The following is a 17,791-nucleotide window of genomic DNA, read 5'->3' on the forward strand; positions in this document are numbered from 1 at the left end:
TAAAGTTTTTACCTGATTCTACGCTTGCGCCGCAATAACCCATGCGTTACAAGCCTGATCCTTGTGACGAAGAGCAGTTTTGGGTGGTTTAAGATGACTCAAAAGGCTCTTTTTAAATGCGGTCGGTTGGCAGAGTGGTTGAATGCGCTGGTCTCGAAAACCGGTAAGGGTGCAAGCCCTTCGAGAGTTCGAATCTCTCACCGACCGCCACTTTCCCGAGTTATATTTATAGTTATATAAGATTAATTGATGCTCTTATCGATGAAATTAAGTGTTCAAAACGAGCTGACGGTTCCTTTTTTCTAAGGCAGTTTTGTTCGCAATTTCACGTATTTCTGATGATTTATTAATATATAAGTTTCTAAAATTCGACCCGATAGATTGACATTATTGCTTTAACCTGACACCAATTAGTTCCCCCACATCCCTGCATGTCATGCAAGATCAAATAGGGTTGCCCCGCCGCTTTAGCTTTGGAAATAAAGCAGCGGGGCTGGGGATAGTAGTCATTACCTGGTGCCTGTCCTGGCTACTATCCCCAATTTCGATAAGGTTAAAATCTTCCTCATCGCGATGTCGTTAAATCCAACTTGTTCTATACTTTTTCACCTAACCAACCAACCAAAGGGGTTAAAAATGAAAAAGTTTGAATACACGACAGATTTATGCCGGTCCGGTCACCTCGTTGACATGATGCGTCCAATCGTAAAAGCGATGAACCGGAGCGGTTTCAAGTACAGTATCCGATATGATATGGACGGGTGGGCGCACGCCCGCGCTGCAATGGACCCTAGTCATACCGTTGTGATGCCGACATTTGATCCTGCGGTGTGCGATCAATCGGACAGCTATTGGATTGAGGCGACGAACAGCGAGAATGAGGTCTGTGCCGTTATCGCGGCGCGGCGATTTGATACGGAAGACTTCGTCGAACTTATGCGGACCGGGCATGTCTGGGCTGACACCCCTAATCATCATCGGTTGAGGCTGTCTCTGCCATCGAGTTTTGCTATGCGGGGCGCCATACTGTATCGTGGCGGCTTGTGCGTTCGAAAGGATCATCGGAAATCCGGCCTTTCCTGGGCTCTGCCGCGCTTGGTTGCGCTCATATCAATTGACCAGGGCATTGACTTCATAGTCTCCCATAATCTGGCGGATCTTCATGGCAACGGATTTACGTTTCGCGTATATGGGCATGCCGGATCCGAGCTTTGTTTTGACGGAACGGAATATTTCCCTCCCACGGAGGATAAACGGAAGGCTTTCTTCGTCTGGACTGACTTGCGTTCCTCCCTCAGGAATGCCAGACGGGACAACGATGTCCTGATAACGGGCGGCGACAAGCAACTCTGTGATCTTGCCTTTCTCGCGCAGAGGCCAAATCAGGTGAGTGTACCGCCGCGAGTCGAAATGGCTCTTAGTCACCATTGATAGGCGGGGAAGACCGGAAATCTGCGGGAATGTATAGGCCGATGTAATGGCGTCTCTCGATAACTGGTCTTCCCAATCCCCTAGGATCAGCCCTTTATAATTTGTGTAATTATGCATTTGAGTCCGGTTGTCATACTCAAGTACCTTGAATGCGAATGCATTTTCATGGTTCACATCAATACGATGGAAGAGTATGTCCGGAAAACGGCTTCTAAATACCTCCATCGGAGGTATTTTGCTGGCGACACCTAACTCATCACTTGTGTACAAATAACCAATAAGGTTATTGATGTCTTGGCACAGCGAGGTTGCGCTCTCAAGCGTAACTTGAGTTTCCTCGATGGAATAGTCCTGGGTGGCCCAGACGCTCGTTTGAATTTCCAGTGGTTGATGCACTATCGATAACGCCCATTCTACTAGTTCAACGATATGTTGAATTAAGTAAATGCGTTTATCAAGGTTAAATGTGTTTAAAATTGCGCATACTTGAAAAAAATATCAAAAAAATTTCAAGTGACCTGTAATTTATAGCTCGCGCGTGCAATGTCAGGCGTCACAGCTTTGGCAAAAGAGTCAAACTCACTCCACAAATTCTCGGTTGGTTGAAAAACCTTTCGACGCTGATCCTTGCTATCTGTCAGTGAGTTTAGAAGTCCTTCTTTTTCCATTGCCCCTACTTGTACAGTGATTGTATTTCTTGCTCTGCCGGTGACATGCGCAAGGCCACTGACATCAATTGACCTCCCTTGGAGAGAAGATTCGATCACAAAAAGCGCTATCTCCCATTGCACATCATTTTCAAATGCAGATTGCGTGCGTCTCCTGGAGCGGATCGACAGCAATAATGTACTGAGCGCATGGCGAGTGTTTGAATTCTTCATTACTGTACTTTGCAAACTCAACATGGACGCTCGAAACATATGACATAGAACGGTATGTTAGGCTGTAAGAGCCAACAAGTCCACAACTATATAGAGTTCTATCAGGTTAAGCCTGAAGGCAGCCATTGTGCTGTTGCTGTTGGCCAAGATAGGCGAAACCATCATATGGAATTTCTTATATTGCGCCTTTGCTTCTAAGATCGGCAATATGATCTTCACTGATCCCGAGTGACTTGAGTACGGCATTTGTATCCTGTCCGTGTAGTGGGCCGGTTATGTTAACCTTGCCTGGCATTCGGGCAAATTTTGGCGTGACAGCCTGCATGGCAACCGGCCCGAGTTCTGGATCATCGACTTCAATAATGGCTTCGCGGGCGCGATACTGCGCTGAATTGAATATATCTTCTATTGAGAATACCGGACCACCTGCAACGCGTCCGGAGCGCATCTCTTCTATTGCTGCCAATTGCGTCCTTTCTGAAAACCACTTGCCGACAATTTCGTCAAGTTCATTAGCATGTTCGACCCGCTTTTTATTGGTTGCAAACCGTGGGTCGGTAATCAGTTCTGGCCGACCCATTTGTCGGGCAAAATTTTCAAAAATCGATTGGGCTGAAGCACTTAATGAGATCCATTTGCCATCCTTGGATTGATATATGTTGCTGGGGGAGGCGTACTGGCTTCTGTTTCCGGAGCGTTCCCTGACATGTCCAAGCTGGTCATATTCGATTGGGAGGAACTCGAGAATGCGAAACATGGACTCCACGAGTGATAGGTCGATAATCTCGCCCGGTGCGTCAGGATTCTTCGCTTTATTCCAACATGCGATCATGATTCCGAGTGCCCCGAATATACCAGTGGTGGCGTCGGCAATCGGGAAGCCGATATGCATCGGGCTTCGATCTTCGTATCCGCAGAGATAGGTAAATCCGGAAAAGGCTTCTGCGACGCGTGCGAAGCCGGGACTCGTCGCGTTAGGACCGGTCTGGCCATATCCGGAGACGCGTAGGATTACAAGACCCGGATGGCGGTCCTGAAGAACATCGGGCCCTAGCCCATATTTTTCGAGTGTGCCCGGACGGAAATTTTCTACAAGAACATCAAAGTTGCTGATGACGTCGAGAAGGAGTTCACGCCCCTCTGGTGTGCGAACATCAAGGGTTATGCCTTTTTTGTTGCGGTTCGTCACTTTCCACCACAGGGCTTTGCCATCTTTGTGAGGAGGAAGCGCGCGTAACGGATCTTCACTTCCCGGAAGCTCCACTTTGACAACATCTGCGCCAAAATCTGCGAGAAGTGAAGAGGCCATCGGGCCCGCCAGCATGGTTGCCAGATCCAGTATTTTAAGTCCTGATAGAAGTTGTGGGTTTTCGTTCATTGGTTTCCTATCTGTTGATGGCGTCAAATTCTTCGCCAATTAGCTTTGCAGCCTCGATGGCCGCCGGCGCATATTTTTCGATATTTTCTTTGTTGTACCGTCCTTTAGGCATGGCGATTGCGATGGCGGCGAATACTTTTCCATTTTTGTCGTAGGCGGGAGCTGCAACACCCGCCGCTTCCGCCGCCCATTCTCCTTGAGCCGTACCCCAGCCGAAAGACTTTATGAATTCCAGTCGATCCAGTAGCACTCGCTTGGTCAATCCATACTCCTTTGAAGGAGGATCGTTTTCCATAAACAAACAAAGAGCTTCCAGCTCCTCCGAATCCATACCGGACACAAGGCAGGCACCGGATCCGCTCAGATAAAGGCGGTTGCGTCGGCCGACTTCCATCACATAACGGACGGGTTGGAAGCTTGGTTCACTCGCGATAACGACACGATCCCAACCTTCGCGAACAAGAATGGTCACCGTTTCTCCCGTCTCGTCACGCGCTTTGCGTAAATGTTTTCTCGAGATTTCCGCCAGGCTGTTGCGATCCAGCATGGCGTCAACAAGGGCAAGACAGCCGAAGGAAAGGGAGTAACGATCATTTTGCGGGTCCTGGCTTAGCAAGCCCTCATAAACAAGTGTGCGGGCAAGCCGGAACGTTGTGACCTTATTAAGCTGCAATTCATTTGTCAGTTCTTTAAGCGACATGTCTCGCGTGCCGCCGTTGAAGGCTCTTAAAACGGCGACAGCGCGGCTGACTGTCTGCAAATATTGTGTCGGATATTTCTTCGGCGGCTTCACGATGATTTCTCCCAAATTGTAAATCGCTTCATCCGGCTTAGGTTCGCGCAATTGTATGACATGACTTGATGGTTCTTGACTACCATAGCCATTTCAGGATATTGTTTCAATATAAGATATTTCATTTCAAATAATGAAACAATAAGAATAATGCGCTAGCTTAAAACTAACGCAGTAATCCTAGGAGGAGGAGAATATGAAGCTTCTGAAACATATCTTTGCAAGTTCAGCGATATTACTGACTTTGGCCGTGTCGTCGGCACATGCGGATGACAATCCCATTAATATCCCATCCGGACCATTTGGAACGGGAAGCAACGCTTTGAGCGGCGCTATGGAGCAGATTTCAAAAAAGACGGACGCAAAGGTCAAGGTGGTTGCTGCGGAAAGTCCGGGGTTGGTGTTTAATCTGAAACAATTGAAGGCGGATCCGGGAAGTAAACCCGAGACGCTTACGCCCTACACATCCGGTCTGGCATATCTTGCTGAAAATGGATTAAAGCCTTTCGATGAGCCGACACCAGCACCAAAATTGATGGCAACCTATCTGTTGGGTTCAGTCTGGCTGGCTACGTTGGACGAAAATATCAAAGAACCGAAAGATCTTGTCGGCAAACGTGTCGGGCTAGGTCGCCCGCCACAGATTCTTTGGACGATTGAACCTGAGTTAATCATTAAACATGGCTGGGGTCTGGACGGACAAATTGATATTGAGTATCTCGGCACCAAGCAAGCCGCGCAGGCATTGTTGGACGGGACTGTGGATGCCGCTATTATTGGCGGGTATGCCGACCCGATTAACAAGACTTTCAAAGCAAGTCCGCAAACTCTAACCGTTGTCGGCAGTGGCAAGACACTTTATCATATCCCTTGGGGCGAAGAGGCCGTTGAGAAAACCATTGCGGCCGGTGTCGGGATTAACAAGATTACTATCCCTGAAGGTGCGATTGATGGTGTTACTGCAGATATGCCGGGGTTCTTCGATCCAATCGCATGGGGTGCCTATCCGGAAATGCCGGAAGAGACTGCTTACCAGATCACAAAAATGATTATCGAGAATGTTGGCACATTTAAGGAATATCATGCATTGGGCCAATTGATGTCTCGTGAGTCGCTCGCCTACGGTGTTGATCCTTCCAAGATTCATCCTGGTGCGCTTCGCGCATATAAAGAAGCAGGCCTTAAATAATCAAGACAATATCTACGACCCTCGCTGGCAATACTAGCGAGGGTCGATGACTATGAAGTTGGGGAGGTCCTTTATGGACAAGGGGTTTGACCGTACTATCAGAATTGCAGTTTACGTCGTTGCTTTGGCGATGGTTGCATATCATATGCTCAGCGCATATGGAATTCTGTTGGGGAGCATTGAGCATCAGACAGTGCATCTTGCCTTTATCTTCGGACTGACCTTTCTCGTCGTTGTTCGTTCTTCCGCCAGCCCGGTTCGGCGTTTGATATATCTAGCCTTTTTTGCCTGCGGTATGTTTGTTACGGCATATGTGTATATCAATCTCGATACACTGGAACAGAACGTCGGATTTCCTGCCCCAACGGATGTCGCCGTTGGCATTTTAATGATCATTTTGGCATTTGAGGGAACCAGGCAGGCCTGGGGCTGGATTCTGCCTATTGTTGCTTTGGTTTTTGTCGCCTATTTCCTGTTTGGTCATTATCTTGGAGGTCCTCTCTACCATCGAAACTTTCCGCTCGGATATGTCATATCCTATCTGTCAATTGGATTTTCTGGCATTTACGGGACATTCCTTTCAATCTCGGCGAACCAGATATTTCTGTTTGTTGTCTTCGGAAGTATGATGGGGCTCCTGCGCATTAATGATTTTCTGTATGAACTTGGAAAGCTGGTTGGGCGTCGCATTGCGGGAGGGCCTGGCCAGACGGCCGTTGTTTCAAGCTCCCTTATCGGCATGGTGTCCGGAGCAGCGGTCGCGAATGTCGCCATTACGGGTGCCTTTACGATACCTTACATGAAACGGGCCGGTTATTCCGCGCCCTTGGCAGGTGCAATCGAGGCGACTGCCTCGACCGGTGGTCAATTAATGCCCCCAGTGATGGGGGCGGCCGCATTCCTGATGGCATTTTTTGTCGGCGTCCCCTACACCGATATTATGATTGCGGGCCTTATTCCCGCGATTCTTTTTTATGTAGGTGTAATGCTTTCCGTACAGTTTGCCTCGACTGCGGCGGGTATCAAGGCGCCGCGCGAAATGCCGAACTGGTCGGTAATCGCTCGTGGTATTCCAATGTTTGTTATTCCCGTAGGAGTCCTGACAGGTTTACTTCTGTTTCGTTTCAGCCCTTCCTATGCGGCTTTTTGGGCGATCTGTACAGTCATTGTTCTAAGTTTCTTCCGGTCCGGCGGTAGACCGAAGGCTGCGGAGTATCTTGAATTTCTGACTGAGGGGGCTGTTGTCGGAGCTCAAATTGGTGTTTCCCTCTGTATTGTCGGTTTGATCTCACAGACACTTATAACGACCGGACTTGGTGGTAAAATAGCCGGTCTTGTGGAACTGTTCAGTGCGGGAAATCTTGTTATGGGTTTGCTGTTGACGATGATTGTTTCTCTCATCCTAGGATGCGGTGTTCCGCCTGTGGCGGCATATAGCCTTGTCGCTCTCGTGGCCATTCCCACGATTATCAAGATGGGTGTTCCGACAATGGCGGCACATTTTTTCTGTTTCTACTTCGCTATTATTTCTGCTGTAACGCCACCGGTTGCCATGGGGGCGCTGGCAGCTTCAGCGATCGCGAAAGCCAACTATTTTGCGACAGCAATGAAAGCTTTCAAGTTATCACTTGCCGGTTTTATCATCCCGTTCCTGATTGTTTTCAATCCGGCTATGACGTTGCAGAGCACGGATATGCTCAATGCCATCCTGTCCATTGTGGCTATCTTTATCGTACTGGCTGCAGGAACGGCATTGCTGTATGGGACCGGCGCAGTTCGCTTTAGCAGGCGCGATTGGATATTTGGACTTGTTGCAGTCGGTGCCTGTGCTACTTATGCTCTGTGCCGGAATATCCTCTCTGCAGAATTTGAATTATTCTTTTTCATTCTAGGAGCAGCATTTGCTGTGCTGCTTTTCTTGTCGCAGCTTCGACAAAAACGCATGGCCGTCTCAGACGCAGTAGTGAGTTGACACTGCTATTATGTTATTGGATTGAATATATCCGAAATCATCGCTATTTCCGCTTGCTTTCGCGGACGGTGGTGTAGGTCGTCGCCGCGACGATCATGCCACCGCCGATCCATATGTAGATATCCGGAACCTCGCCAAAGGCGAAATAGGCAATGATGGAGATCCAAATCAATCGGGAGAACTCAATTGGGAGGACGACTGGCGCTTCCCCGAACTTAAGGGCGTTCGCCATCGCAAATTGCCCCAGGCTCCCCGAAATCCCGATCGCAATCAGCCATAGGTAATCATGGAGGGTCGGCACGGTCCAGACGAAAAGCGCCGGGATCAATATGATCGGGGCCATGGTAATGGACATGTAGGCAGTCGTTGTCGCGGCGGACTCTGTCTTGCCGAGCTCCTTTATGATAATCATACAGACAGCCCAGCCAAAGGCGGCGCCCAAGGTTACAATACTCTCGATGCCAACGTGAGCTAACCCGGGTCGAACTATGACAAGGGTGCCAGCGAAGCCGATAAAGATTGCTGTCCACCGTTTCAGCCCGACCTTCTCCCCAAAAAAGAAGACAGCCAGAACGATTGCAAAAAGTGTCGCGGTAAAGCCAAGTGCTGTAACACGGGCCAACGGACCAATAGAAAGGGCATAGAAAAAGCCCATCATGCATCCGGCGTTGATAACGCCGCGCAGGATATGCATGGGCAGACGGCTTGTTCTAAGAATTCCATATCCGTGCCGGAAAAAAAAAGGAAGGATAGCAAGGAGGCCGAATACAAGCCGGAAAAAGGCGATTTCGAATGGATGAAGACTCTCCGACACATGCCTTACCGACGCATGCATCCCACACATCGAGAGCGTATAAAGGATCATCCAGAATATTCCGGTCAGATTATTGTTACGCAGGGAGGCCGCGCTATTTTGAGGGTCTGATGACACTGGCGAAATCAGCAAGGAAACTTGGCGGGGAGCATCGGGATACTTTCAACGCGTGAGCAGAGCTGGTCTTTTAATCCTATCATAAAGACTGAATGTGATCGGCGATAGAGGGGATCGTGATTAAATGCCTTTAATTCATGCTTTTCTTGTGACGATATAGACAGCGGCCAATATGAAGGGAATGGCAATCCATGTATTAAGGCTTGGCTGCTCTCCCAGAATAAAGATTCCGAGTAGCGTGCCCAATATCGGGACAACGTAGTTCACCTGTTGCAGCCGACCGGCACCGATGCGGGGAATAAGATAGAAATAAATCGCTGCCGCGAGAGCCGTCGGCCCAATTCCCAAATAAAGAATAGCCAATAGTGAACCAAGCGAAGCCGTTTGCGGTTGCCAATTTGCCATACTGATGATGCCGATGAACAGGGCACCGACAAGAACTGATGCCGCGGCTGTCTGCATTGGCTTTTCATGCGGAAAGCGGCGGGAGAACAATGCTGTAAAGGCGTAGCAAAAGGCGGCACCCAACAAGGCAAGCTGGGCAAGGGTTTCATACCCCATATCATCAAATGCGCTGGGCCCGACAAGGAGGCCTACCCCGCCGAAACCGACAAGTGCGCCCACAATTTTCCGTCTCCCGAGAGTTTCTTCATGATGGGCGAGTGGCGCTAAAACGAGTGTGACGACGGGCGCGATCCCCATGATAAGGGCGGCAAGCCCGCTATCCACACGCTGCTCAGCAAAGCTGATCAACAGGAATGGCAGTACATTCCCCGTAAGGCCAACGGCCGTGGCAATTAGCCATCCGCGCCATCCCATTTTAAGTGACCCCTTGCCAAGCAGCAAAATGAGAATGAGGAAGGCAGCGCCGATTCCCATCCGCCCTGCGACGACATCTACAGGGCTAACCGTCTCGACCGCAATGCCAATCGCCAGAAAGGAACTGCCCCAAAGCCACGCAAGGCAAAGCCAAATCGCCGTATCTTTTGGGTTCATGATCTTCCTCTTGATTGGTGATTATTGTCGAAGGCGGAAGTTTGGTATGGGCGATAATGTATATGCTGTAAGAAAATTCAATGAAATAGTCGAAGCTGACAAACGACCAGAAACGGCGCGGCAAGTTTAGCTCATAGAGTACTTCTTGGCAGAGTGAGCGGTGAAATGCCGCATGTCACTTAAAACGCATGACATTCCCGCAGTGAATGCTAATCTGTCAAGGAATGAACGGAAGGATTGTAGGGCATAATGTTTGATATCAGTGCGTTGGACCTGGCGCGAATACAATTCGCCTTCACCGTATCTTTTCACATTATTTTTCCGGCTTTTTCCATTGGACTTGCTAGCTATCTTGCCGTTCTTGAGGGGCTTTGGCTCTGGAAGAAAGAAGACCGCTATATGGAGGTCTTCAACTACTGGAAAACTATTTTCGCGGTCGGCTTCGGCATGGGCGTTGTCTCGGGTGTGGTGATGGCGTACCAGTTCGGCACAAACTGGTCTGTTTTCTCGGATAAAGCAGGGCCGGTCATCGGCCCGCTTATGGGATATGAGGTTCTGTCGGCGTTCTTTCTTGAGGCCGGTTTTCTCGGCATCATGCTGTTTGGGCAGAAACGCGTTGGCCCGAAGCTTCACTTCACCGCGACATTGATGGTTGCCGCGGGAACGCTGTTTTCGGCTTTCTGGATCTTGTCTGTTAATTCCTGGATGCAGACGCCTGCCGGTCATGCGATGAATGCGCAAGGTCAATTCATCCCAGATGACTGGATCGCCGTGATTTTCAACCCGTCCTTTCCTTACCGCCTGGTGCATATGGTTCTGGCGGCATATTTGACGACAGCCTTTGTGGTTGGTGCGGTTGGCGCCTATCATCTTCTGAAAGACAAGGCGAATGCACATGCGCGGCTGATGTTTTCCATGGCCATGTGGATGGCCGCAGTTGTCACGCCGTTGCAGATACTGGCCGGGGATCAGCACGGTCTCAATACGCTGGAACATCAGCCTGCAAAGATTGCCGCAATTGAAGGACATTATGAAAACGTAACGGGTGCGCCGCTCATTCTGTTTGGCATTCCCGATAACGAGAAGGCGGAAGTTCTGTATTCGATTTCCGTGCCTAAACTGGGCTCACTGATCCTCACGCATAGCTGGGACGGGGAATTGCAGGGGCTGGAATCTTTTCCGAAGGAAGACTGGCCGAATACATTTCTGATATTCTGGACATTCCGGATAATGGTCGGTATCGGGTTTATCATGCTTGCCATAGGCGTGTGGAGTCTGCTGCGACGATATCAAGGCGAGCTATACGAAGACCGCTGGCTTGCACGGGCGGTTACTCTGGCAGGGCCCAGCGGATTCGTTGCCGTATTATGTGGCTGGATCACGACGGAAGCCGGACGGCAACCCTGGACCATTTACGGGTTGCTGCGAACCTCCGAGAGCGCCTCACCTCTCGTCGCCGCCGAGGTTGGGACAACATTGCTCGCTTTTATTGCTGTCTATTTTACCTTGTTCGGTGTCGGGGTCTATTACATGTTGCGGCTGATGGCAAAAACACCGGAGAAAACACCCGAGACGATGGAAACACTGAAACGCGCAGTGGGCATGGTGAGCGCGTCATCCAATATCGATGAGTCAAGGACCTGAGGGAGGATAATGATGGAAATTGATTTACCTCTCATCTGGGCTGCACTCATTGCATTCGCAATTCTTGCCTATGTCTCGCTTGATGGCTTCGATCTTGGAATTGGCGCTCTGTTCCTGCTGGCACCGGAAAAATCGGGCCATCGCGATATCATGATGAACTCCGTTGCCCCGATCTGGGACGGGAATGAGACTTGGCTCGTGCTTGGCGGGGGTGGTTTACTGGCAGTGTTTCCGCTGGCTTACTCCGTGGTTTTGCCGGCTCTATATATGCCGATCATCGCCATGTTGCTGGGCCTGATATTTCGCGGGGTGGCGTTTGAGTTCCGCTGGCGGGTTTCACGCAAGTATCGCGTTTGGTGGGACTGGTCATTCGCTTTCGGTTCCCTGCTTGCCGCATTCGCTCAAGGCGTATGTTTGGGCACGCTGATACAGGGGATTGAAATTGTTGATCGCAGCTATGCAGGCGGCCGGCTTGACTGGCTGACTCCGTTTTCCATTCTGACAGGCATTTCACTTATCTTTGGATATGCTCTTTTGGGGGCCACCTGGCTCGTGATGAAAACGGAAGGTGAGTTGCAGGATATGGCGCGGAAATATGCCGTGATTACCGGTCTGATAACGCTGGCACTTGTGGGCGTCGTCAGTATCGCAACGCCATTCCTTGATGCGGAATATCATTACCGCTGGTTCGAAGGCGCCAATCTCGTCTACAGTATTATTGTTCCTTTCCTGATGGCGGGGTGTGCCGCTGTTCTGTTTTATGGACTGAAACAGAAAAGGGATATCCGACCCTTCTTCGCGGCCCATGGCATCTTTGTGCTGTGTTACATCGGTATCGGCATCAGTTTTTATCCGCGCATGATCCCGCCCGATCTTACCATCTGGCAAGCTGCAGCGCCCGACAAGAGCCTTGGCTTTTTGCTCGTCGGCGCGGCTTTTCTTATCCCGATCATCCTTTGCTATACGGCGTACAGCTATTGGGTGTTTCGAGGAAAAGTCGGCGAAAATGAGGGATATCACTAAATGCCCCGGCGACTGCGGCAGCTGCTCTGGTTTGTCGCTTTATGGGCGGCGGGTGTTCTGGTGCTCGGGGCAGTCGCTATGCTTATCCGTCTGGTCCTGATGCCCTCTTAAGTGAGACAGGCGTTCATGGTACTGCGGACCATATCATATCTGTTTTTGATAAATTGGTAGTCTGCCGGTGTTGTCGCAGCGAAGCCGGTTAATAACAAATCATTCCGAATAGAGCCGGGCAGGGAAGCTATTGCCTCGACAACGGCACGGTGAATCCGGTCAACTTCGGCTTTGGGTCGGCGGGTTGTGATATAGGGAAGACCCGGCGTTGGAAGCGTCTGGCCGATGATGCGTAAGCATCCCGTGGCGCGCTCATGGCGCATGGCCAGTTCCCAGGTGACCGCATCGATGGCGGCGACATCGACTTTCCTCTCGGATAGCTGTTGAATTGCATTTCGGTGAGACATAACCCTTTCAAATCTGGCGATTTTATTTAACGGAATGCCGGAGGCGTGGAAATGGGAGAAAAAGGCTGCCGCTCCGGACTGTGACAATGGATCATTATAGGCAAATACAGCGCCGTCGAGATCAGCACAGGTTTCAATGCCGCTGTCGTTATGCACGACGATAACGCTGTAATAGGAACCCGCGCCACAATCGATATCGTAGGCTGGCGTGCCAATCAGGGAAACGTCAGCCGAAAGATGATCCACAAATGGCAAACCGCATGTTTGCGCAATCAAAAGCTGCGGGCTTCGCCAGAGAGGAAAAGGATCGTCAGGACGAGACAGATATTCTGGCGGGGTAAAACCCTGCTCCGCAAGAGCCTCACGAAGGGTATTCCAGTATTCATTTGTTGCGTCATGGACTTCCGGCCAATCATACATCGGCAGGAGCGCTATGGGATTGTTCATCTGATCAGTCTGCGCACGCGATCAAAGTGGATCAAGAGGGAAGGCCACCGGTTCTTTGCGGGCAAAAGCATATTTTCGGATCACGTCGAGATAGCTTTTATAAAAATACCCCTGGTTCATCTCAAGGAAGCGGCTTTCATGAAGACGGAAAAGGCCTGGTAACCGGTACCACGCAACGGAAGGAAAGGCGTGATGCACTGCATGAAGATTGTTGTTCAGGAATAAATAGCGCAATACGCCCTGATCATCAATCAGAACGGAACGGACCCGGCGGTCCGGGTGTGCCTGATGCTCCAGAAACGTCCGGATCATCAGGACGGACATACCAAAATAGGTCGAAACCAGATATGCAAGAACGGGCAATGAGCCATAGAGCGAGAGTACGCCGAGAAAGATAACGCAAAGCAGAAGATGGATAATCCAGATTGAAAGAATGCGACGATTACCGCGGAAAATACTCTTCGCGTCTGCTTTGAGCAGCGTATAGATACTTAGCGCCGGACCTATGAGAAGCCGTCCGATCAAGGTGTTGTTTAACCTCAATAGCGCCTTGGTAATGCCGCCAAGCTCTTCCCACTTATTCGTTGCAACATACCAGCTTTCCGGATCCTCGACCGGATCGGTAATGCGGGCGCGTTGGTGATGCGTTAGGTGATTTTCCTTGAACCTTGGATATGGAAGAAAAATTCCAACCGGAAAATAAATGAGCAGATCATTGAAGCGGCTGTCGGAGAATGGATGGCCATGGATGCATTCATGCTGGAGTGAGGAATGAAAGGCAACCACCGGGACAAGCAGGGACGCTGTGAGCCAGCCTGGCAAAATAGTTGGCACAAACAGAAGAACTCCCCATACCCCGAAGCACAATAGGATTAATCCCAGAGTCCGGATTTCCTGTCGTTCACGCAATAACACTAACTACTGTCCTTTCGCCTTGAAAATTTGTGGCAAAATTATGACAGCTGTGGCAGGAAATATACAATGCGACAGTTCGCGAATTTTTATGTTATTATAAAACTTAAGTTTAAATATATAACTTAATATGGATTATGCTGTGAATTCACAACATTCAGGCATCGAACATATAGACAAGCGGGACGTTGCCGAAGCGTTTCGGGACAGAATGGCCCTCCTCCTGGCGCGAAAAGGGTTCAATCTGAGCCAGTTTGCCGAAAGCGTCGGTATCGACCGTTCCGCATTGAGCCAGTTTTTGGCGCCCGGCTCGACCCGGCTGCCGCGCGCGGAGACGCTTTGCACGATTGCCCGCACCTATGGCGTTTCCGTCGACTGGCTGATGGGGCTGATCGCCAATGACGAGGTGGCAAGCGAAGCAGTACCAATGATCGAGATTGAGCGGGTTACGGAGGCTTCCGCGAGCATCAAGCTGGCGACATGGCACCGTGAAGCCATGGGATATAAAATCCGCTATGTGCCGACGACCTTGCCCGATCTCTTGCGGACCGATGAAATCGGAAGCTATGAATTCGGCGATTTTACAAAAATCGAACGTGAGGCGAAAGAGCAGCAGATGCATGATCAGCTCAGCTATTCAAGGCGGCCGGAGACGGATATGGAAGTCTGCATGCCATTTCAGTCGATTGAGCAGCTCGCGAAGGGAGAAGGAAACTGGAGTCAGGTGCCCCGTCATGTGCGGAAAGATCAGATGGAGCATATGATCCGGCTGACCGAGGAACTCTACCCGACGTTTCGTCTTTTCCTGTTCGATGCGCGTAAGCATTATTCGGCCGCTTACACCCTGTTCGGCCCTCTCAGGGCGGCCATCTACATCGGTAACATGTATCTCCTGATAAATTCGGTGGAGCATATCCGCGCCCTGACGGGTCACTTTGATGGATTGATTCGGAACGCAGACGTCGCGCCAGACAAAGTCGCGGGAAGGCTTGTCGATTATATGGATATCCTGCGTTAAGGTAGGACCCAAAGCGATTGACGGGGAAGCTGTATGATAACCTCTGTTCCGGTTTGAAGCGATTCCGCCGTATTCGGTGACAGCAAGGCACTCAATTCCTGTTCTGCTGCAATGAGTTCCAGCCGCGTCTGGCTACCAAGAAATTTTTTGGATGTTATCGTTGCCGGAAAGCTGTTATCCGACCTTGCGCCAGAGCCGATTACAATATTTTCGGGCCGGATGGTTAAAAGTCTGCCGTCCGCGGGCGCATTTTCGGGCAGGACGATCTGCCCGAGCGGGCAATCGAATTTTCCTGCTTCAACCCTGCCTGAGATAAAGTTTCGGGCCCCGAAAAACTGCGCTACCTCACGGTCTTTCGGGTGGTTATACAGATTTTGCGGGATATCATACTGGCGAAGCCGACCTGAAAGAAGAAGCGCTATTTTATCGGCCAGCGTAATTGCCTCTTCCTGATCATGGGTCACGAAGAGCATGGTCGTTTTCATTTCCGTGTGAAGTGATTTCAGCAATGCCTGCATCTCCAGACGCAGGCTTTCATCCAAATTTGAAAATGGTTCATCCAGCAATAATATTTTGGGGCGCAGGATGAGGGCTCGTGCAAGCGCTACCCGTTGCTGCTGACCGCCGGATAACTCTGAAGGTTTGCGCTTCTCCAGGCCGCTCAACTGGACCAGCTCCAGGATTTCTCGGACGGCGCTGGCGATTTCCTCCTTGGGCCTCCCCCTCATTTTAAGGCCGAAGCTTACGTTCTCACCCACCGTCAAATAGGGAAAGAGAAGGTGATCCTGAAAAACCATCACCGCATCGCGGGATTGTGGTGGTTGTCTGAGTACGGAGCTGCCGGAAAACCGTATATCGCCTGAGGTTGGTGTAAGCAATCCGGCGATCATTTTCAGAATTGTAGATTTCCCACAGGCCGACGGCCCAAGCAATGCCGTCAGGGAACCGCTCTCAACTTCAAGGGAAACATTGTCTACGGCTGGTGTTTCTGAGCCAGGATAGACTTTTGTTAGATGTTCGAGCGCAAGGTCGCTCATATCCGGTGCATCTCCTCAATATTGCTGTTGTGTCCGGTCAGGTGCCGCGCGGCAAAAAGCAGTAAAAGGATACCTGGCAGAATATAGATCATGCTGATGGCGCCGGTGATGTCATTGCGGCCTGCGCTTGCAAAATTAAACAGTAGCAGCGGCAGAGTCACGACTCGCCCACCGCCGATCAGGAGCGTCAGGATATACTGGCTCCAGGAGACAAGGAATGTAAATAATGACCCGACGATGAGGCCAGGCAGAATGGCGGGCAGTGTTACATAATAGAAGGCCTGAAACGGATTGGCGCCAAGGCTTCGGGCCTGTGCTTCCGCAGCAGGATTGTAATTGGAGAATATCCCGGACATGACCAGCACCATATAGGGCAGCGTGGGTATCAAATGAACTATCATGACCCCGATAACAGACCCCGCAAGCCCCAACTTTAAGAATACGACATGAAGACCGAGTGCAACGGCGATGCCGGGCACGATCATTGGCGCCAATATGAGAATCTCAATGACGGCCTTGCCGCGAAACTGATAGAGCCCGAGCGCACGCCCCGCCGGAACGCCAATAATCATGGAAATACAAGTTGACCCAAGCGCAATCAATGCGGTTTGTCCAAGCGCGGGGAGGACTTCGGAAGTTGTCGAGAACACATAGCTCCAGGCCCGTAGACTGTATGAAGAGGGCAGAAGATCCGGGAAGAACCAGCTTCGGCTCACTGACCAGAGACCCAGCGGAACGAGGGGAAGTATCAACCAGCTTATCAACAGGGCGAGAGAGAGCCAGGCCAGTCCTGATAATCCGCGCTCCCGGTTGTCTCTCGCGTTCGATCCTTGAATATGCTTTTTCATTTTCGAATATACCGTCGTGCGAACCGCGCATAGCCATAGATCATGACAGCGCTCAGCAGGGCGATAATCATTGCCATGGCGAGAGCCTCCGGACGGGCATTAAGGTCTACATCGGTAAAAGCCTGATAGGCAAGTACCGGCAGGGCGGCAGGGTAACTCTGACCGAGCAGGGCCGGGATTTCATAGGCGCCGAAGGTGAAGGCAAAGACGATCATCCCTGCTGTCAGCAGGCCCGGCATCAACTGGGGTAGGAGAACATGGCGAAAACTCTGCCAGCGGCTGGCCCCGAGCGATTGGGCGACGGCCTCATAATCACGGCCAATTGTCTGCATATTTGCCAGCAGGATCAGGCCGATAAAAGGAACCTCTTTCCAGACATATTGCATAATTATCCCAATTGCCAGAGGGTCGAAGATCATGGCCGGGAACTCTGACGGCCTGGAAATCAGGGAAAATTCATAGGCAAGCCGGGCAAAAACGCCGGACTGGGAAAAAAGATATAGGATGCCGACGGCTCCCACCAGATGCGGCACGGTCAGGTTAATCTGGAAGAGAAAATTAACAACGGATCGACCGAGGAAACTCTGGCGGAGGATTAGGGCGGTCCCAAGTGCCAGCAGGGAGGCAATAACCGTGGAGGTGAAAGCAATATGGAAAGTCAGCAGGAATGAGAGAAGAAATCGCTCCGATGACAGAATCCGTTGGTAAGCATCGAGATTAAAGGTTTCCTGTCCGATAAGGGGCATATAACCCAGACTTCCGACAAGTCCGAGAGCGAGCCCGCCGATAAAAAGTCCACAGACTATCAGCAATGCCGGAGACAGCATCAACGG

The 17,791-nt window shown here is 50.7% G+C and carries 17 protein-coding genes and 1 tRNA gene; 8 read left to right on the forward strand and 10 right to left on the reverse strand.

The features are described from left to right. The first annotated feature begins 120 nt into the window (after positions 1 to 120). Both AAC599_RS03050 and AAC599_RS03055 read left to right on the forward strand, forming a co-directional pair. Positions 121 to 210 (forward strand) — tRNA-Ser (locus AAC599_RS03050). Between the two features lie 426 nt (positions 211 to 636). Beyond that, complete coding sequence (locus AAC599_RS03055; RefSeq protein ID WP_340148926.1) at positions 637 to 1,431, forward strand: hypothetical protein; 795 nt, start codon at positions 637 to 639, stop codon at positions 1,429 to 1,431. Positions 1,432 to 1,940: 509 nt separating this feature from the next. Here AAC599_RS03055 and AAC599_RS03060 read toward each other — a convergent pair. From AAC599_RS03060 to AAC599_RS03070, 3 genes are all read right to left on the reverse strand, one after another. Beyond that, a complete protein-coding gene (locus AAC599_RS03060; protein WP_340148927.1) occupies positions 1,941 to 2,336 on the reverse strand; it encodes a hypothetical protein in 396 nt (131 codons plus the stop codon). 151 nt (positions 2,337 to 2,487) lie between these two features. Next, positions 2,488 to 3,690 (reverse strand): CoA transferase, encoded by a 1,203-nt coding sequence (locus AAC599_RS03065; protein ID WP_340148928.1) that lies wholly within the window; start codon positions 3,688 to 3,690, stop codon positions 2,488 to 2,490. A 7-nt stretch (positions 3,691 to 3,697) separates the two neighbouring features. Beyond that, positions 3,698 to 4,483, reverse strand: a complete 786-nt coding sequence (locus tag AAC599_RS03070; RefSeq protein ID WP_340148929.1) for an IclR family transcriptional regulator — start codon at positions 4,481 to 4,483, stop codon at positions 3,698 to 3,700. 196 nt (positions 4,484 to 4,679) lie between these two features. On the opposite strand from AAC599_RS03070, the gene AAC599_RS03075 reads away from it, so the two are divergent. Together AAC599_RS03075 and AAC599_RS03080 are read left to right on the forward strand one after the other, a co-directional pair. Beyond that, positions 4,680 to 5,672 (forward strand): TAXI family TRAP transporter solute-binding subunit, encoded by a 993-nt coding sequence (locus AAC599_RS03075; RefSeq protein WP_340148930.1) that lies wholly within the window; start codon positions 4,680 to 4,682, stop codon positions 5,670 to 5,672. 73 nt (positions 5,673 to 5,745) lie between these two features. After that, complete coding sequence (locus AAC599_RS03080; protein WP_340148931.1) at positions 5,746 to 7,644, forward strand: TRAP transporter fused permease subunit; 1,899 nt, start codon at positions 5,746 to 5,748, stop codon at positions 7,642 to 7,644. Positions 7,645 to 7,687: 43 nt separating this feature from the next. Here AAC599_RS03080 and AAC599_RS03085 read toward each other — a convergent pair whose 3' ends face one another. Further along, a complete protein-coding gene (locus AAC599_RS03085) occupies positions 7,688 to 8,575 on the reverse strand; it encodes an EamA family transporter (RefSeq protein ID WP_340148932.1) in 888 nt (295 codons plus the stop codon). A gap of 135 nt (positions 8,576 to 8,710) precedes the next feature. Then, the gene (locus tag AAC599_RS03090; protein ID WP_340148933.1) at positions 8,711 to 9,571 is read right to left on the reverse strand and encodes a DMT family transporter; all 861 of its coding nucleotides are present in this window, start codon (positions 9,569 to 9,571) and stop codon (positions 8,711 to 8,713) included. Positions 9,572 to 9,820: 249 nt separating this feature from the next. On the opposite strand from AAC599_RS03090, the gene AAC599_RS03095 reads away from it, so the two are divergent. Genes AAC599_RS03095 through AAC599_RS03105 form a run of 3 tightly spaced genes read left to right on the forward strand, consistent with a single transcriptional unit; the run spans position 9,821 to position 12,349 of the window. Further along, positions 9,821 to 11,215, forward strand: coding sequence for a cytochrome ubiquinol oxidase subunit I (locus AAC599_RS03095; RefSeq protein ID WP_340148934.1), 1,395 nt, complete (start codon positions 9,821 to 9,823; stop codon positions 11,213 to 11,215). A gap of 9 nt (positions 11,216 to 11,224) precedes the next feature. After that, positions 11,225 to 12,238: a cytochrome d ubiquinol oxidase subunit II gene (cydB, locus tag AAC599_RS03100; protein ID WP_340148935.1), complete on the forward strand. Its 1,014-nt coding sequence runs from the start codon at positions 11,225 to 11,227 to the stop codon at positions 12,236 to 12,238. Continuing rightward, complete coding sequence (locus AAC599_RS03105) at positions 12,239 to 12,349, forward strand: DUF2474 family protein (RefSeq protein WP_340148936.1); 111 nt, start codon at positions 12,239 to 12,241, stop codon at positions 12,347 to 12,349. It begins immediately after the preceding gene. Here the strand turns inward: AAC599_RS03105 and AAC599_RS03110 are convergent. Then, positions 12,346 to 13,143 (reverse strand): PhnD/SsuA/transferrin family substrate-binding protein, encoded by a 798-nt coding sequence (locus tag AAC599_RS03110; RefSeq protein ID WP_340148937.1) that lies wholly within the window; start codon positions 13,141 to 13,143, stop codon positions 12,346 to 12,348. The two genes, AAC599_RS03105 and AAC599_RS03110, sit on opposite strands and share 4 nt — an antisense overlap. 21 nt (positions 13,144 to 13,164) lie before the next feature. Continuing rightward, positions 13,165 to 13,977: a fatty acid desaturase gene (locus AAC599_RS03115; RefSeq protein ID WP_340148938.1), complete on the reverse strand. Its 813-nt coding sequence runs from the start codon at positions 13,975 to 13,977 to the stop codon at positions 13,165 to 13,167. A 220-nt stretch (positions 13,978 to 14,197) separates the two neighbouring features. On the opposite strand from AAC599_RS03115, the gene AAC599_RS03120 reads away from it, so the two are divergent. Then, positions 14,198 to 15,073: a helix-turn-helix transcriptional regulator gene (locus AAC599_RS03120; protein ID WP_340148939.1), complete on the forward strand. Its 876-nt coding sequence runs from the start codon at positions 14,198 to 14,200 to the stop codon at positions 15,071 to 15,073. Here the strand turns inward: AAC599_RS03120 and AAC599_RS03125 are convergent. From AAC599_RS03125 to AAC599_RS03135, 3 genes are read right to left on the reverse strand one after another with little or no spacing between them, the layout of a single operon-like run. Next, positions 15,070 to 16,110, reverse strand: a complete 1,041-nt coding sequence (locus AAC599_RS03125; RefSeq protein ID WP_340148940.1) for an ABC transporter ATP-binding protein — start codon at positions 16,108 to 16,110, stop codon at positions 15,070 to 15,072. The genes AAC599_RS03120 and AAC599_RS03125 overlap by 4 nt on opposite strands. Further along, positions 16,107 to 16,958: an ABC transporter permease gene (locus AAC599_RS03130; RefSeq protein WP_340148941.1), complete on the reverse strand. Its 852-nt coding sequence runs from the start codon at positions 16,956 to 16,958 to the stop codon at positions 16,107 to 16,109. The genes AAC599_RS03125 and AAC599_RS03130 overlap by 4 nt, the downstream gene beginning before the upstream one ends. Next, the gene (locus AAC599_RS03135; RefSeq protein WP_340149060.1) at positions 16,955 to 17,785 is read right to left on the reverse strand and encodes an ABC transporter permease subunit; all 831 of its coding nucleotides are present in this window, start codon (positions 17,783 to 17,785) and stop codon (positions 16,955 to 16,957) included. The genes AAC599_RS03130 and AAC599_RS03135 overlap by 4 nt, the downstream gene beginning before the upstream one ends. Positions 17,786 to 17,791: the final 6 nt, after the last annotated feature.

This window comes from uncultured Sneathiella sp. (genome assembly GCF_963976355.1).
GTDB lineage: Bacteria > Pseudomonadota > Alphaproteobacteria > Sneathiellales > Sneathiellaceae > Sneathiella.

What these genes read in the sequence shown, in the direction of transcription:
- AAC599_RS03055 (WP_340148926.1), top strand. Translation starts at nt 637, where the DNA reads ATGAAAAAGTTTGAATACACGACAGATTTATGCCGGTCCGGTCACCTC.
- AAC599_RS03110 (WP_340148937.1), bottom strand. Translation starts at nt 13,143, where the DNA reads ATGAACAATCCCATAGCGCTCCTGCCGATGTATGATTGGCCGGAAGTC.
- AAC599_RS03065 (WP_340148928.1), bottom strand. Translation starts at nt 3,690, where the DNA reads ATGAACGAAAACCCACAACTTCTATCAGGACTTAAAATACTGGATCTG.
- AAC599_RS03130 (WP_340148941.1), bottom strand. Translation starts at nt 16,958, where the DNA reads ATGAAAAAGCATATTCAAGGATCGAACGCGAGAGACAACCGGGAGCGC.
- AAC599_RS03075 (WP_340148930.1), top strand. Translation starts at nt 4,680, where the DNA reads ATGAAGCTTCTGAAACATATCTTTGCAAGTTCAGCGATATTACTGACT.
- AAC599_RS03105 (WP_340148936.1), top strand. Translation starts at nt 12,239, where the DNA reads ATGCCCCGGCGACTGCGGCAGCTGCTCTGGTTTGTCGCTTTATGGGCG.
- AAC599_RS03125 (WP_340148940.1), bottom strand. Translation starts at nt 16,110, where the DNA reads ATGAGCGACCTTGCGCTCGAACATCTAACAAAAGTCTATCCTGGCTCA.
- AAC599_RS03135 (WP_340149060.1), bottom strand. Translation starts at nt 17,785, where the DNA reads ATGCTGTCTCCGGCATTGCTGATAGTCTGTGGACTTTTTATCGGCGGG.
- AAC599_RS03080 (WP_340148931.1), top strand. Translation starts at nt 5,746, where the DNA reads ATGGACAAGGGGTTTGACCGTACTATCAGAATTGCAGTTTACGTCGTT.
- AAC599_RS03060 (WP_340148927.1), bottom strand. Translation starts at nt 2,336, where the DNA reads ATGTTGAGTTTGCAAAGTACAGTAATGAAGAATTCAAACACTCGCCAT.
- AAC599_RS03090 (WP_340148933.1), bottom strand. Translation starts at nt 9,571, where the DNA reads ATGAACCCAAAAGATACGGCGATTTGGCTTTGCCTTGCGTGGCTTTGG.
- AAC599_RS03095 (WP_340148934.1), top strand. Translation starts at nt 9,821, where the DNA reads ATGTTTGATATCAGTGCGTTGGACCTGGCGCGAATACAATTCGCCTTC.
- cydB (WP_340148935.1), top strand. Translation starts at nt 11,225, where the DNA reads ATGATGGAAATTGATTTACCTCTCATCTGGGCTGCACTCATTGCATTC.